Origin of the sequence: Algibacter sp. L4_22 (assembly GCF_023473045.1) — a bacterium.
Lineage (GTDB): Bacteria > Bacteroidota > Bacteroidia > Flavobacteriales > Flavobacteriaceae > Algibacter.
Map to the genome: position 1 here is coordinate 1 of NZ_JAMCOK010000005.1, position 15,076 is coordinate 15,076.

A 15,076-nucleotide genomic window follows, 5' to 3' on the forward strand; every position below is an offset into this window, starting at 1 on the left:
CCGATGGTACTGCATTTGTGGGAGAGTAGGTCGTTGCCTTTTTTAATCCTCAACAAGAAATTGTTGAGGATTTTTTTTGTTATAAACTTAAATGAAAAACTGAATTATAAGACTCTTTATATGAGTAAGTTATAGTTTTTTAAGACAAAGTCTAACTTAGGTTATAATTCAAGCTAAGCGATAAAATTTAGTTGTTCATGTGAATTTTTTGACGGAACAATCTGTTATTATAGTGTGGAATAACATTATTAAATAGAAAAATACGTACAACTACGCATTTTTAATAGCCTTTATTTGTCTTATCTTTGTAAAGCTATTAATTAGTTCTTAGGGAGAATTAAAGAAAACTCTAAATTGTAATGATTTAGAGTTTTCGCTTTTTATAAAGTTACGTCTTTCTCATAGCACTTATCTTTTTTACTTTTTAGTAAAATATTAATAAGCTTTATATCTAGAGGTATTGGGAATTAATTGTTATCTATATGTAAACGGGTCATTTTAAGTTTTCGTAGATTTACTTCAATTAATTATCCTTATTAAATTATAGACATGTTTAATTTCGTGCTGTTATTTTAAATTATGGCTCAATAATTGATTTAATCTTTATGAAAATTTAAAAAACTATTGTTTTATGAAAAGTATATTTATAATTGTTGCAGTTCTAGCTTTAAACATAACGCAAGCTCAAATATTAGAGCCTGTGAATTGGGAAACTTCAGTTAATAGGGTATCGGATACCGAATTTGATTTAATAGCAACAGCAACTATAGATTCTGGTTGGCATTTATATTCGCAAACGGTTCCAGAGGATGGACCTATAGCAACGAGTTTTAGTTTTGATGGAAATGGTAAATTTCTTAAAAAGGGGAATACTAAAGAAGATGAAGGTCATGTTGTAGATGATCCTATTTTTGGAATGAAGATAAAATATTTTGATAATAAGGCTATTTTTAAACAGCGTATAAAGATTAAAACTAAAAAGAGCTTTACTGTAGAAGCTGTGGTTAATTTTATGGTATGTAACGATAGTAGATGTTTATCTCCAACAGATGAGGATTTGTTGTTTACGATAGATTAATTTAGTCTTTAAAGCTATATTTATGTCGTTATTAATAATAAGGAAATAGCAGTTGATGTTATTATATAAAAAAAGTGATCAACTTAGTTGATCACTTTTTTTATTATTTAAAGTTTACTCAGAGATATTACAATCCGAAAGCAGCTTTTACTTTATCCACATAATCTAATTTCTCCCAAGTAAATAATTCAACATCTAATGTTATTGATTCACCGTTTGGTTGTGAGAATGATTTAGTAACCGTTTCATTTTTACGCCCCATGTGTCCGTATGCAGCGGTTTCGCTATATATAGGTGCTCTAAGTTTTAAACGCTCTTCGATAGCAAATGGACGCATATCGAAAAGTTCTGAAACTTTTTCAGCTATTTCTCCGTCGGTCATATTAAAGGTACAAGTTCCGTAAGTATCTATAAAGATTCCCATAGGTTCAACAACACCAATAGCATAACTAACTTGTACTAAAACTTCACTAGCAACACCTGCTGCTACTAAATTTTTAGCAATATGTCTTGTAGCATAAGCAGCACTTCTGTCTACTTTACTTGGATCTTTTCCTGAGAAAGCACCACCACCATGTGCGCCTTTACCACCGTAAGTATCTACAATAATTTTTCTACCAGTTAAACCAGTATCACCATGAGGTCCACCAATAACAAATTTACCAGTAGGGTTTATATGATATTTAATATCGTTATTGAATAAATTCTGAATAGTTTCAGGTAAATCTGAAATTACGCGTGGAATTAAAATTTCAACAATATCTTTTCTGATTTTTGCAAGCATAATATCGTCGGCATCAAAATCATCATGTTGTGTAGAAACTACGATGGCATCAATACGTTGTGGTACATTATCATCACTATATTCAATAGTTACTTGACTTTTTGAATCTGGTCTTAAGTAAGTAATATCTTTATTTTCGCGACGTAATTCTGCTAAAACTTTTAAAATCCTGTGAGACAAATCTAAAGCTAATGGCATGAAATTTTCTGTTTCATTACTAGCATAACCAAACATCATACCTTGATCTCCTGCACCTTGTTCTTCTTTGGTTCCGCGATCTACACCTTGACTAATATCGTCTGATTGTTCGTGAATAGCGGAAAGTACGCCACACGAATTTCCATCAAACATATACTCTCCTTTAGTATATCCAATTTTATTGATAGTATCTCTAGCAATTTTTTGAACATCTAAATAAGTTGTTGATTTCACTTCACCGGCAAGTACTACTTGTCCAGTAGTAACTAGGGTTTCGCATGCTACTTTCGATTCGGTATCAAAAGCTAAAAAATTGTCGATTAACGCATCACTAATTTGATCCGCCACCTTATCTGGGTGTCCTTCAGAAACACTTTCTGAAGTAAATAAATAAGCCATATTATATTATTTTATAGCAAGATTTGACGAAAACGTCGAAGGAAGTTTACACTGCCTTTAGCATTTTTATTTGTACTGAGTTCTTTTCAATTTGTTTTGAAAATTTATTTAGTACAAAGAGGTTGCAATCAGTCAAATCTTTCCTCTGTTATATGTGGCTGCAAAAATAGAAAAATAAAAGGAATTGTTAATTCATTTAGACTTTTTTAACCTAAAATTTGCTTAATAATTTTTATTTATAAATATTTGAATAGATAAATTAAACGTTTCTGATATAGAAGGAATTAATTTATAGTATTACATGAAGAATAAGTCTTTAATTAATGCTTCTATTAATGTTATTATGATTATTTCATAAGGCTTGTAAAACGGTTTTTAAAAATCTAAATATGTCAAAAAGCCTCCCTTTTATAGAAGCCTTTTTTTATTGTAAATTTTTCACTTTTTGGGCATAGTAAAAATACTGAATTAAAATACTGATTTATAATTGTTTAGCATGTGTTTGATGTTTGTGAATTTAACCGATAAATCGAATTAAAAATCGAATTAAAATCCTAATAAATTAATTTCGATTATTATTTTAGATAATGAAGAGTTTTTAATGGAATTCACAATTTCATAAATTTTTAAAATAAAAATATAGTAAAAGATAAAATTATCCGCAACAAAAATGAAGGAACTCAATAAACATAGTAGAAGGTTAACTCAAGATGAATCTCAACCAGCATCTCAAGCGATGTTATATGCGGTAGGATTGACCGATGAGGATATGAAAAAAGCCCAAGTGGGCATTGCAAGCACAGGTTACGATGGTAACCCCTGTAATATGCATTTAAATAATTTAGCCGCAGAAGTTAAAATAGAGTGTAAAATAGCCAATTTGGTTGGTTTGGGGTTTAATACTATTGGTGTTAGTGATGGTATTTCAATGGGAACTTCGGGTATGAATTACTCTTTAGCCTCTCGTGATATTATTGCAGATTCTATTGAAACGGTAATGAATGCTCAAAGTTATGATGCACTTGTTTCTGTTGTTGGTTGCGATAAAAATATGCCAGGAGCTGTTATAGCTATGTTACGCTTAAATCGTCCGTCAATTATGATGTATGGTGGTACGATAGCGTCAGGTAAGTATAAAGGAAGAAAATTAAACATTGTTTCAGCTTTTGAGGCTTTAGGACAAAAAGTTGCAGGCGAAATTGGTGAAGAAGAATATAGAGATATTATAAAAAGTGCTATACCAGGAGCGGGAGCTTGTGGAGGGATGTATACAGCAAACACTATGGCTTCTGCAATAGAGTGTATGGGATTTGCATTACCTTATAATTCTTCTATTCCTGCTGAGAATCCAAATAAATTATCTGAAAGTGAGAGAACAGCTATTGCTATCAAAAACCTTTTGGAGTTAGATTTAAAGCCTTTAGATATTATTACTAAAAAATCTATTGAAAATGCTATTGCACTTGTAAACGCATTGGGTGGATCTACAAATGCTGTATTGCACTTTTTAGCAATTGCTCATGCTGCAGATATCGAATTTACATTAGAAGATTTTCAACGTGTTAGCGATAGAACGCCTTTAATAGCAGATTTAAAACCTAGTGGAAAATATTTAATGGAAGATGTTCATGGTGTTGGTGGAACTCCAGCTGTAATGAAATATTTATTAGATAATGGTTATTTATACGGTGATTGTATGACGGTAACCGGAAAAACTTTAGCTGAAAATTTAAAAGATGTTGAAGCACTTTCGTTTGATGAAGATAGTCAAGACGTTATATATCCAAAAGATAAAGCATTAAAATCTTCAGGGAACTTGCAAATCCTTTACGGGAACTTAGCAACGGAAGGTGCTGTAGCAAAAATATCAGGAAACGAAGGTTTATTATTTGAAGGAAAAGCTGTTGTTTACGATGGTGAGCAAGCTGCAAATACTGGGATTTCAAATGGAGAAGTAGAAAGAGGCGATGTTGTTGTTATTAGATATGTAGGTCCAAAAGGAGGTCCAGGAATGCCAGAAATGCTAAAACCAACCTCATTAATTATGGGAGCAGGTTTAGGTAAATCTGTTGCATTAATTACAGATGGTCGTTTTTCTGGAGGAACACACGGTTTTGTTGTTGGGCATATTACGCCAGAAGCACAAGAAGGCGGAACCATTGGTTTATTAAAAACGGGTGATAAAATAAAAATTAGTGCTGAAGATAATTCTATCAACGTATTACTTTCTGATGAAGAATTGGCAGAAAGAAAAACACAATGGGTTCAGCCAAAATTAAAACATACAAAAGGAATATTATATAAATATGCAAAATCTGTTGCATCGGCTTCTAAAGGCTGTGTAACGGATGCGTTTTAACAAACGATTACAAGAGCAAGACGAAAATATATAGAGATGAAAGACACTCAAACCATAGAAAAACAGGAAGGTAAGACGCAAGAGACTATGCGAATTACTGGTAGCGAGGCCATTATTCATTGCTTATTAGCCGAAGGAGTAGATATACTTTACGGTTATCCAGGTGGTGCAATTATGCCTGTTTACGACGAATTGTATAAATTTCAACACAAAATTCATCACGTGTTAACACGTCATGAACAAGGAGCTGCGCATGCAGCACAAGGTTATGCACGTATTTCAGGAAAAGTTGGGGTTGCTATGGCAACTTCAGGACCTGGTGCAACAAATTTAATAACAGGTATTGCTGATGCTCAAATAGATTCTACACCAATAGTGTGTATTACTGGGCAAGTCGCTTCGCATTTGTTAGGTAGTGATGCTTTTCAGGAAACTGATATTGTTGGTATTTCTACACCAGTTACAAAATGGAATTGCCAAGTAACCAAAGCATCTCAAATTCCAGAAGCTATAGCTCAAGCATTTTATATTGCTAAGAGTGGGCGTCCGGGACCGGTTTTAGTAGATATTACTAAAGATGCTCAGTTGGAAGAATTCGATTTTAAATATGAAAAATGTACGGGAATAAGAAGTTATAATCCCATACCAAAAACAGATAAAGAAGCTGTTAAAGCTGCTGCAAAATTAATTAACGCAGCAAAAAAACCAATGATTGTTTGGGGCCAAGGTGTTATTTTAGGTAAAGCCGAAGCAGAATTAAAAGCTGTAATTGAAAAAGCGGGAATTCCTTCAGCTTGGACCATTCTTGGAGCTTCAGCAGTACCAACTTCTCATCCATTAAATATTGGTATGGTTGGTATGCACGGTAATTATGCTCCTAATGTATTAACCAATGAATGCGATGTGTTAATTGCTATTGGTATGCGTTTTGATGATCGTGTTACAGGAAATTTAAAAACCTATGCAAAGCAAGCTAAAGTGATTCATTTTGAAATTGATCCTGCGGAGATTGATAAAAATGTAAAAACAGAAGTGGCTGTTTTGGGAAATTCTAAAGATAGTTTATCACAATTACTTCCTTTATTAAATGAAGCAACTCATGAGGCTTGGTTACAAGAATTTAAAGATTTGTATGCTATTGAGTTCGAAAAGGTTATTAAAGAAGATCTTTCGCCAAGTAAAGAAGGCTTAACCATGGGTGAAGTGATAAAACAGATAAATATTGAGACTAAAGGTAATGCTGCTATAGTTTCCGATGTTGGGCAACACCAAATGATTGCTTGTCGTTATGCCGATTTTAATATCACAAAAAGTAATATTACTTCGGGTGGTTTAGGAACTATGGGCTTTGCTCTTCCAGCAGCTATTGGAGCTAAAATGGCAGCGCCAGATCGCGAGGTGGTTGCTATTATTGGTGATGGTGGTTTTCAAATGAATATTCAAGAATTAGGAACTATTTTTCAGCAAAAAACACCTGTTAAAATTGTAGTTTTAAATAACGAGTTTTTAGGAATGGTGCGCCAATGGCAACAGTTGTTTTTCGATAAGCGCTATGCATCAACCGAAATGACAAATCCTAACTTTGTGGCTATTGCAGAAGGCTATTATATCAAAGCTAGGAAAGTTGAAAAACGTGAAGAGTTGGCAGATGCAGTAAAGGAAATGATTGAATCTAAAGAATCGTATTTCTTAGAAGTTTGCGTAGAGAAAGAAGGAAACGTTTTTCCAATGATTGAAACCGGAGCTTCAGTTTCAGATGTAAGATTGTGCTAATAAATTAAGATCTAAAATAAAATGAATCAAGATATACAATCATTTACGATTTCAATTTATACCGAAAATAATATCGGGTTATTAAATCGTATTTCAGCTATTTTTCAACGTAGACACATCAATATAGAAAGTTTAACAACTTCACAATCGGAAATTGATGGTGTAAATCGCTTTGTTATTGTTGTCAATATGTGCGAAGAACAAGCCATAAAAATTGTTAAACAAATAGAAAAACAAGTAGAAACTATTCGTGCATTTTATCATATTGAAGATGATACTATTTTTACAGAATCGAGTATGTTTAAAATAAGATCTGAATTATTGTTTAACGAACCTCAAATTCAGAATATTATAAAAGAAAGTTATGCTCGAATTGTAACCGTAAATAAAGATTTTTTCGTTTTAGAAAAATCTGGACGACGTCTAGAAATTGAAAATTTACGTAAGGAACTAAGTGTTTATGGCATTATGCAGTTTGTGCGTTCGGGAAGGATTGCAGTGACTAAAGAAGAAATGAAAGTAACAGAAGTGCTTAAAGCCTTCAATAATAAATACTAATTAAATTATAAAATGGGAAATTATTTTAACACCTTATCATTAAGAGATAAATTAAATCAATTATCTAAATGTAGATTTATGGACTCTTCGGAATTTGAAGATGGTGTAAATGCTTTAAAAGGTAAAAAAATTGTTATAGTAGGTTGTGGTGCACAAGGTTTAAACCAAGGATTGAATATGAGAGATTCTGGTTTAGATATTTCTTATACACTTCGTGACGCTGCCATTGCAGAAAAACGCCAATCTTTTTTAAATGCAAGCGATAATGGTTTTACTGTTGGTACTTACCAAGAGTTAATTCCTACTGCAGATTTAGTATTAAACTTAACACCAGATAAACAACATACAAGTGTAGTAAAAGCGATAATGCCTTTAATGAAAAAAGGAGCAACATTATCTTATTCTCACGGTTTTAATATTGTTGAAGAAGGAACTCAAGTTCGTGAAGATTTAACAGTAATCATGGTAGCTCCAAAATGTCCAGGGACAGAAGTAAGAGAAGAATATAAAAGAGGATTTGGTGTGCCAACTTTAATAGCGGTTCACGAAGAAAACGATCCAGAAGGAAAAGGTTGGGCACAAGCAAAAGCTTACGCTGCAGCAACTGGAGGTGATAAAGCAGGTGTTTTAGCATCTTCTTTTATTGCTGAAGTAAAGTCCGATTTAATGGGAGAGCAAACTATTTTATGTGGTTTACTTCAAACAGGATCTATCCTTTGTTTCGATAAAATGGTAGAAAAAGGAATCGATGTAGGTTATGCTTCTAAATTAATTCAATATGGATGGGAAACTATTACAGAAGGTCTTAAATATGGTGGTATTACTAACATGATGGATCGTCTTTCTAATCCAGCAAAAATTAAAGCTTTTGAACTTTCAGAAGAATTAAAAGATATAATGCGTCCATTATTCCAAAAACATATGGATGATATTATTGAAGGTCGTTTTTCTGCAGGTATGATGGCAGATTGGGCTAACGATGATAAAGATTTATTAGGGTGGAGAGCTGCAACTGCAGAAACTGCATTTGAAAAAACACCAGCTGGTGATGTTGAAATTTCTGAACAAGAATTTTATGATAATGGTGTATTAATGGTTGCTATGGTAAGAGCAGGTGTAGAATTAGCTTTTGAAGCTATGACAGATTCTGGAATTATCGAAGCATCGGCTTATTATGAGTCTTTACACGAAACTCCACTTATAGCAAATACAATTGCAAGACGTAAATTATATGAAATGAACGCTGTAATTTCTGATACTGCTGAGTACGGATGTTATTTATTCGATCACGCTTGTAAGCCTTTATTAGCAGATTTCATGAAAACAGTTGATACTGATATTATCGGAAAACCTTATGCTACTAGTAATGGTGCAGGTGTAGATAATGCTAAATTAATTGAAGTAAATGCTGCTTTAAGAAATCACCCAGTTGAAAAAGTTGGAACGTTTTTAAGAGCATCTATGACGGCTATGAAGCCAATAGTTTAAGGATTTAAATAAATATTTTAGACCTGTCAAGTTTTTATTAACTTGACAGGTCTTGTTAAATAAAACAACCTGTAAGATTTCGTAAATCTTGCTGGTTACTAAAATTAAAAATTAATGAAGGAGATCACTTACTTTCCTAGTATTAATAATATAAAGCGAGCTGCTGATACTATAAAAAAAGTGTCGGCAGTTACGCCTTTAGGGCAAAGCCTTCGTCTTTCAGAAAATTTTGAAGCTAATATTTTTTTAAAACGAGAAGATTTACAGCAAGTACGCTCGTATAAAATACGTGGTGCTTATAATAAAATAAGTTCTCTAACTCAAGAGGAAGCTCAAAATGGAGTAGTTTGTGCTAGTGCAGGAAACCATGCGCAAGGTGTGGCTTTATCTTGTAAATTACTTAAAATCAAAGGCACTATTTATATGCCTACACCAACGCCAAATCAGAAAATAGAACAAGTTAAAATGTTTGGTGGCGATTTTATCAATATTAAACTCGAAGGAGATACGTTTGATGATGCCAACAATGCCGCAGCTGAAGAATGTACAGCATTAGGTAAGAGCTTTATTCACCCTTTTAATGATGAAAAAGTTATTGAAGGTCAAGGTACTGTTGGACTTGAAATTTTAGAACAAGCCACAGAACCTATAGATTATGTATTTATAGCTGTTGGTGGTGGCGGATTGGCATCTGGTTTATCAACTGTTTTTAAAGAACTTTCTCCTAATACTAAAATTATTGGTGTGGAACCAGAAGGTGCTCCATCTATGACCACTTCAATCAAAAATAATAAGAACACTGAAATCCAGAACATAGAAAAATTTGTTGATGGCGCAGCGGTAAAACGAGTAGGCGACTTAACCTTTGCAATCTGTAAAGAAAATTTACATGCCATGATAACTGTTCCGGAAGGTAAAGTGTGCGAAACAATCTTAGAACTTTATAACAAGGATGCTATCGTGGTAGAACCTGCTGGAGCTTTAAGTATATCTGCATTAGATTTTTATGCAGAAGAAATAAAAGGAAAAAACGTAGTTTGTGTAGTTTCTGGGAGTAATAATGATATAACCCGAACAGCAGAAATAAAAGAACGTGCCTTGCTGTATGCTAATTTAAAGCATTATTTTATTGTGAAATTTCCGCAAAGAGCTGGAGCTTTAAAAGAATTTGTTGTTGAAATTTTAGGACCAGACGATGATATTACACATTTTCAATACGCTAAAAAAACAAATCGTGAAAACGGTTCAGCTGTAGTTGGTATTGTACTTAAATCTGCAAAAGATTTAGAACCGCTTATAACCAAAATGAAAGAACGAAATTTCTTTGGAGATTACTTAAATGATAAGCCCGATTTATTTCAGTTTTTAGTGTAGTTTCAAATTTTATAAAACATAATTTTAAATTCTTTTTAATTTCCCGTTTATTATATAGGTTTTAAGATGTTTTTTGAGGTATCGTAGTTTTATAATTTATATTTTAACGCAAACGTTTGAGTTGTAAGTATCTTATTTCGTTCTAATTAATATATTAATAATACTGTATTTTTTAGTAGATTGGAGCTGTTTTGTTCTCATTTCGATGAGAATATTAATACCTTTACTTTACTACAAAATACAATATTTTAATATGAAAACTAAATTTCAAGAAATTCCAGAAGCATATAAGATAGATTCTTTATTTCACCAATCAACTTATTTGGTTAATGGAGAACTTAAACACTGGGAAGGAGAAACGGCAGAAGTATATTCTACGATTTCATCTACTAAAGATTATAAACCAACCGTATTAGGTACCATTCCTCAGTTAGGAGAAGCCGAAGCTTTAGAGGCTTTAGAATCTGCAACTAATGCCTATGATAAAGGACAAGGTTTATGGCCAACTATGAAAGTGATTGATAGAATTGCTTGCATGGAAAAGTTTGTTGAAGAAATGAAAACCAAACGCGAAGAAGTTGTAAAACTTTTGATGTGGGAAATTGGAAAAAACTTACCAGATTCTGAAAAAGAGTTTGATAGAACAGTCGATTATATTTATGATACCATTGAAGGATATAAACAAATAGATAGAGACTCGGCAAAATTCGAGAAAAACTCTGGGGTTTATGCACATATTCGTCGTGGTCCATTAGGTGTAGTATTATGCCTAGGGCCATATAATTATCCTTTAAATGAAACTTTTACACTGTTAATTCCTGCATTAATCATGGGGAATCCTGTAGTGTTTAAACCAGCAAAAATAGGTGTACTATTAATTTCACCTTTACTAGAAGCTTTTCAGAGTAGTTTTCCAAAAGGCGTCGTTAATATTGTTTATGGTCGTGGTCGTGTTTTGGCAACACCAATTATGCAATCGGGTAAAATTGATGTGTTGGCTTTAATAGGTAATAGTGAATCTGCAAATGCATTGCAAGCGCAGCATCCAAAAGGGAATAGATTGCGTATGGTTTTAGGTTTAGAAGCTAAAAACCCAGCAATAGTTTTACCAGATGCCGATTTAGATTTAGCAGTAGAAGAATGTTTAGCGGGAACACTTTCGTTTAACGGACAACGCTGTACGGCTTTAAAAGTAATATATGTTCACGAATCGGTTGTCGAAGAATTTAATAGATTGTTTGCTTTTAAAGTAGATCAACTTAAATTTGGAAACCCATGGGAAGCAGGAGCAAAATTAACACCACTTCCAGAGAAAGAGAAGCCAGGGTATATTCAAGAATTAATTGATGATGCTAAAGATAAAGGTGCAGAAATTTTAAATAAAAAAGGAGGAGAAACTACAGATAATTTTATTTTTCCAGCGGTACTTTATCCTGTAACAAAAGATATGCGTGTATTTAAAGAAGAACAATTTGGACCAGTGGTACCAGTGGTTTCTTTTTCAGATATCGAAGAACCTCTTCATGATATGGCAGAGTCTGATTATGGACAACAAGTAAGTTTGTTTGGTCAAAATGTGCATACACTTTCACCGTTAATTGATACTTTGGTTAATTTAGTTTGCCGAGTAAATTTAAACAGCTCATGCCAACGTGGACCAGATGTTTATCCTTTTACAGGAAGAAAAGATTCGGCTTATGGAACATTAAGTGTGCACGATGCTTTACGTTCTTTTTCAATTAGAACCTTTGTTGCTTCAAAAGATAACGCTTATAATAATGCTATTTTAAAAGAATTATTAGAGAAGAAAACATCTAACTTTATTAGCACAGACTATATTCTATAATAAAGAGAAAATCACATAAATTACCTGAAAAAATAATTTTATCTTTAGGCTTCTAGTAGTGCAGAATTTTTCACTGAAAAATATTGCACTACTAGAAGCCTTTATATATGTATATTTGATACATTGAAGATTCCTGTAAAAATTTAATTTAAACTAAAATGACTAAAATGAAAATAGCAAAGTATGTATTAGTTGCTGCGTGTTCTGCAGTAGTATTAATAGGATGTGGAGGAAAAGAAGAAAAGAAGAAAGAAGGCTTTTCTTATGATAAAAAGACAGAGGTTGTAAAAACAGTTGAAAGTAACGCCAACGATGTGGTTATTACAGGAAATGATGCCATGCAATTTAATAAGAAAGAAATTAAAGTAAAAGCTGGGGAAAAAATTAAAATCACATTAAAGCATATTGGTAAAATGGATAAAAATGTCATGGGACATAATTTCGTTTTACTTAAAAAAGGGGTAAGTCTTTCAGCATTTGGAAATAAAGCAGCTACAGCCAAAGCAACACAATACATTCCAGATAATGGTAAAGATGTTATTGCTCATACTGATATTGTTGGTGCTGGCGAAACATCTATAGTAGAGTTTGATGCTCCAGAACCAGGAACGTACGATTTTTTATGTAGTTTCCCTGGGCATTATGTAATGATGAAAGGGAAGTTAATAGTAGAATAAAATTGTAAACATTATAAAATATTTTAAGTCTTTGTTTTTGTTAATCTTATTTAAGTTTTTAACAATAATGAGGACTTTTTGTTTGAATAGCAATACCCAATCACAGTACTGTTTTTCGATTTGTTTTTATTAATCATTCGAAAATCTCTTGTTCTGAAACATTTGTTATAGTTTTAAAATTATAATTTATAGAGACAGTCTTGTTTTCATTATAAATTTAAAGCTATTAATTATTTGCATTAGTATTAATGCTTTCAATTATAAATAAAATAAACTAACCAAATATGAGAATTAAAAAAACGTGCGCTTTATTACTTATTGTTTTGTCTTTTTTCAATTGTAAGAAAAAGGAATATGTAGACAAAATCTATGAAAAGCCTGAGATTGTTAGAGAAGCATCTTCAAAGTTTCTTTCACCCGAAGAAAGTTTAGAATCTTTTTATTTACCTGAAGGGTACAAAGTTGAACTTGTAGCAAGTGAGCCTATGGTAGATGAACCAGTAGCTATTGCATGGGATGGTAACGGACGTATGTACGTAGCAGAAATGAATACTTATATGCAAGATGTTGACGGCAGTGGAACTAACAGGTCTATTAGTAAAATTAAGTTACTAGAAGATTTGGATGGCGATGGTAAAATGGACAAGAGTACGGTATTTATTGATAGCTTATTGTTACCTAGAATGATATTACCTTTAGAAAATGAGTTGATTGTAAATGAAACATATTCGTACGATTTATGGAGTTATAAAGATACAAATGGAGATGGTGTTGCCGATAAAAAGGAACGTGTGTATTATAATCCAGACCGCCGTGGAGGAAATTTAGAACATCAACAAAGTGGATTAATTTGGAATTTAGATAATTGGGTTTATACCACATACAATCCATTACGTTTTAAATTTAAAAAGAATGAAGTTATTGTAGATTCTCTAGAGAATATGCCAAGTGGTCAATGGGGATTATCTCAAGATGATATGGGTGTTATGTATTACTCTTCGGCAGGTAGTGAAAACCCAGCATATGGGTTTCAGCAACCAGCAGTTTATGGTGATTACAATCCAGCAGGAAGATTAGCAGAAGGTTTCATGGAACCATGGCCTATTGTAGGTACTCCAGATGTTCAAGGTGGTCCAAAACGTTTACGTGAAGATAATACGCTTAACCATTTTACAGGTGTTGCCGGACAAGAAATATTCCGTGGACATAAATTACCTCCATCTACTTATGGCGATTTATTTATACCAGAACCTGTTGGGCGTTTAATTCGTCGTGCAAAAGTAAAAGTTGAAGATGGTAAACGTGTACTTTATAATGCTTATGATAAAACAGAGTTTATGGCATCGACCGATTTAAACTTTAGACCAATACAGGCTAAAACAGGTCCAGATGGATCACTTTATATCGTTGATATGTATCGTGGTATTATTCAGGAAAGTAACTGGACTAGAAAAGGAAGTTCATTACGCCCTGTAATTATCCGTAAAGAATTAGATAAAAATATTGGGAAAGGGCGTATTTATAGAATTGTTCATGAAGATATTGAAACAGATGTAAAGCCTAACCTTCTCGGAAAAAAAGCTTACGAGTTAATTCAATATTTAGGACATCCAAATGGATGGTATCGTAATACCGCACAGAAATTAATCATTTTAAAAGATGATCAATCAGTAGTTCCGGAATTACAAGCTATTGTAAGAGATAATACATCATTTTTAGATGGTTTATTTAATAATGATAAGGACTTTGGAATTGAACGTGTAACAGCGCTTTGGACTTTAGAAGGATTGGGTAATGTTGATAAAGCATTAATTGTAGAAAAATTTACAGATGAAGATCCTCGTGTACGTTTAACAGCTATTAGATTAAGTGAGAATTTCTTGAAAGCAGGAGATACCGATTTATTTAAAGATATGGAAACGTTAATTTCTGATGCTGATATTGATGTAGTAAATCAGTTAGCATTAAGTTTACGTTACAGTAAAGATAAACAAGCAACAGAGTTATTAAATGCTATTAATGTCAAGTATGAAGGTCATGAAATTGTGTCGCATTCGGTTGTAGAAAGTTTAAAGAAAGATGATTCTAAGCTAATCCAGTTAAAAACTCTAATTTCTAACCGTGGTGTTGGGGAAAAGAAAAGTATTCTTAAAGGATATGATGCTTATAAGCAATTATGTATTACTTGTCATGGTGCTAATTTAAAAGGTGTGCCAACTGAAGATGGAACATTAATCGCTCCAACATTAATAGGAAGCACACGTGTTTTAGGTGATAAAGGTAAATTAAGTAAAATTTTATTAAATGGATTAATTGGACCAATAGAAGGTAAAGAATACGGTATCATGATGTCGTTGAAATCTAATAGTGATCAATGGATTGCAGATGTACTTAGTTATGTTAGAGCTATGAATGAGGCAGATTACGTTCATAAAAAAGTGGTTAGAAATGCTAGAGAGCAATCTAAAGATAGAGCAGATTACTGGACTATTGAAGAACTTTATAAAGATTAATTAAATTAGATTATTTAATATAGTAAACA

The 15,076-nt window shown here is 32.6% G+C and carries 10 protein-coding genes; 9 read left to right on the top strand and 1 reads right to left on the bottom strand.

Annotated features, from left to right (window positions below; genetic code table 11):
- Nucleotides 1-631: 631 nt before the first annotated feature.
- Nucleotides 632-1,078, top strand: coding sequence for a protein-disulfide reductase DsbD domain-containing protein (locus M4I23_RS13510; protein ID WP_249754775.1), 447 nt, complete (start codon nt 632-634; stop codon nt 1,076-1,078).
- A 127-nt stretch (nt 1,079-1,205) separates the two neighbouring features.
- Here the strand turns inward: M4I23_RS13510 and metK are convergent, their stop codons facing one another.
- Nucleotides 1,206-2,459, bottom strand: coding sequence for a methionine adenosyltransferase (metK, locus tag M4I23_RS13515; protein WP_158848243.1), 1,254 nt, complete (start codon nt 2,457-2,459; stop codon nt 1,206-1,208).
- Between the two features lie 670 nt (nt 2,460-3,129).
- Here metK and ilvD point away from each other — a divergent pair.
- From ilvD to M4I23_RS13555, 8 genes are all read left to right on the top strand, one after another.
- Nucleotides 3,130-4,818, top strand: coding sequence for a dihydroxy-acid dehydratase (gene ilvD / locus M4I23_RS13520; RefSeq protein ID WP_249754776.1), 1,689 nt, complete (start codon nt 3,130-3,132; stop codon nt 4,816-4,818).
- 36 nt (nt 4,819-4,854) lie between these two features.
- Nucleotides 4,855-6,591: a biosynthetic-type acetolactate synthase large subunit gene (gene ilvB, locus M4I23_RS13525; protein ID WP_249754777.1), complete on the top strand. Its 1,737-nt coding sequence runs from the start codon at nt 4,855-4,857 to the stop codon at nt 6,589-6,591.
- 21 nt (nt 6,592-6,612) lie between these two features.
- Complete coding sequence (ilvN, locus tag M4I23_RS13530) at nt 6,613-7,149, top strand: acetolactate synthase small subunit (RefSeq protein WP_158848249.1); 537 nt, start codon at nt 6,613-6,615, stop codon at nt 7,147-7,149.
- Nucleotides 7,150-7,161: 12 nt separating this feature from the next.
- On the top strand, nt 7,162-8,637 hold the full coding sequence (gene ilvC, locus M4I23_RS13535) for a ketol-acid reductoisomerase (RefSeq protein WP_249754778.1): 1,476 nt from the start codon (nt 7,162-7,164) through the stop codon (nt 8,635-8,637).
- A 114-nt stretch (nt 8,638-8,751) separates the two neighbouring features.
- Nucleotides 8,752-10,011 (top strand): threonine ammonia-lyase IlvA, encoded by a 1,260-nt coding sequence (gene ilvA, locus M4I23_RS13540; protein ID WP_249754779.1) that lies wholly within the window; start codon nt 8,752-8,754, stop codon nt 10,009-10,011.
- A gap of 253 nt (nt 10,012-10,264) precedes the next feature.
- Nucleotides 10,265-11,857, top strand: coding sequence for an NADP-dependent glyceraldehyde-3-phosphate dehydrogenase (locus M4I23_RS13545; RefSeq protein ID WP_158848255.1), 1,593 nt, complete (start codon nt 10,265-10,267; stop codon nt 11,855-11,857).
- 167 nt (nt 11,858-12,024) lie between these two features.
- Nucleotides 12,025-12,534: an azurin gene (azu, locus tag M4I23_RS13550; protein WP_158848257.1), complete on the top strand. Its 510-nt coding sequence runs from the start codon at nt 12,025-12,027 to the stop codon at nt 12,532-12,534.
- 284 nt (nt 12,535-12,818) lie between these two features.
- Nucleotides 12,819-15,047 (top strand): c-type cytochrome, encoded by a 2,229-nt coding sequence (locus M4I23_RS13555; protein WP_249754780.1) that lies wholly within the window; start codon nt 12,819-12,821, stop codon nt 15,045-15,047.
- The last annotated feature ends 29 nt before the right edge of the window (nt 15,048-15,076 follow it).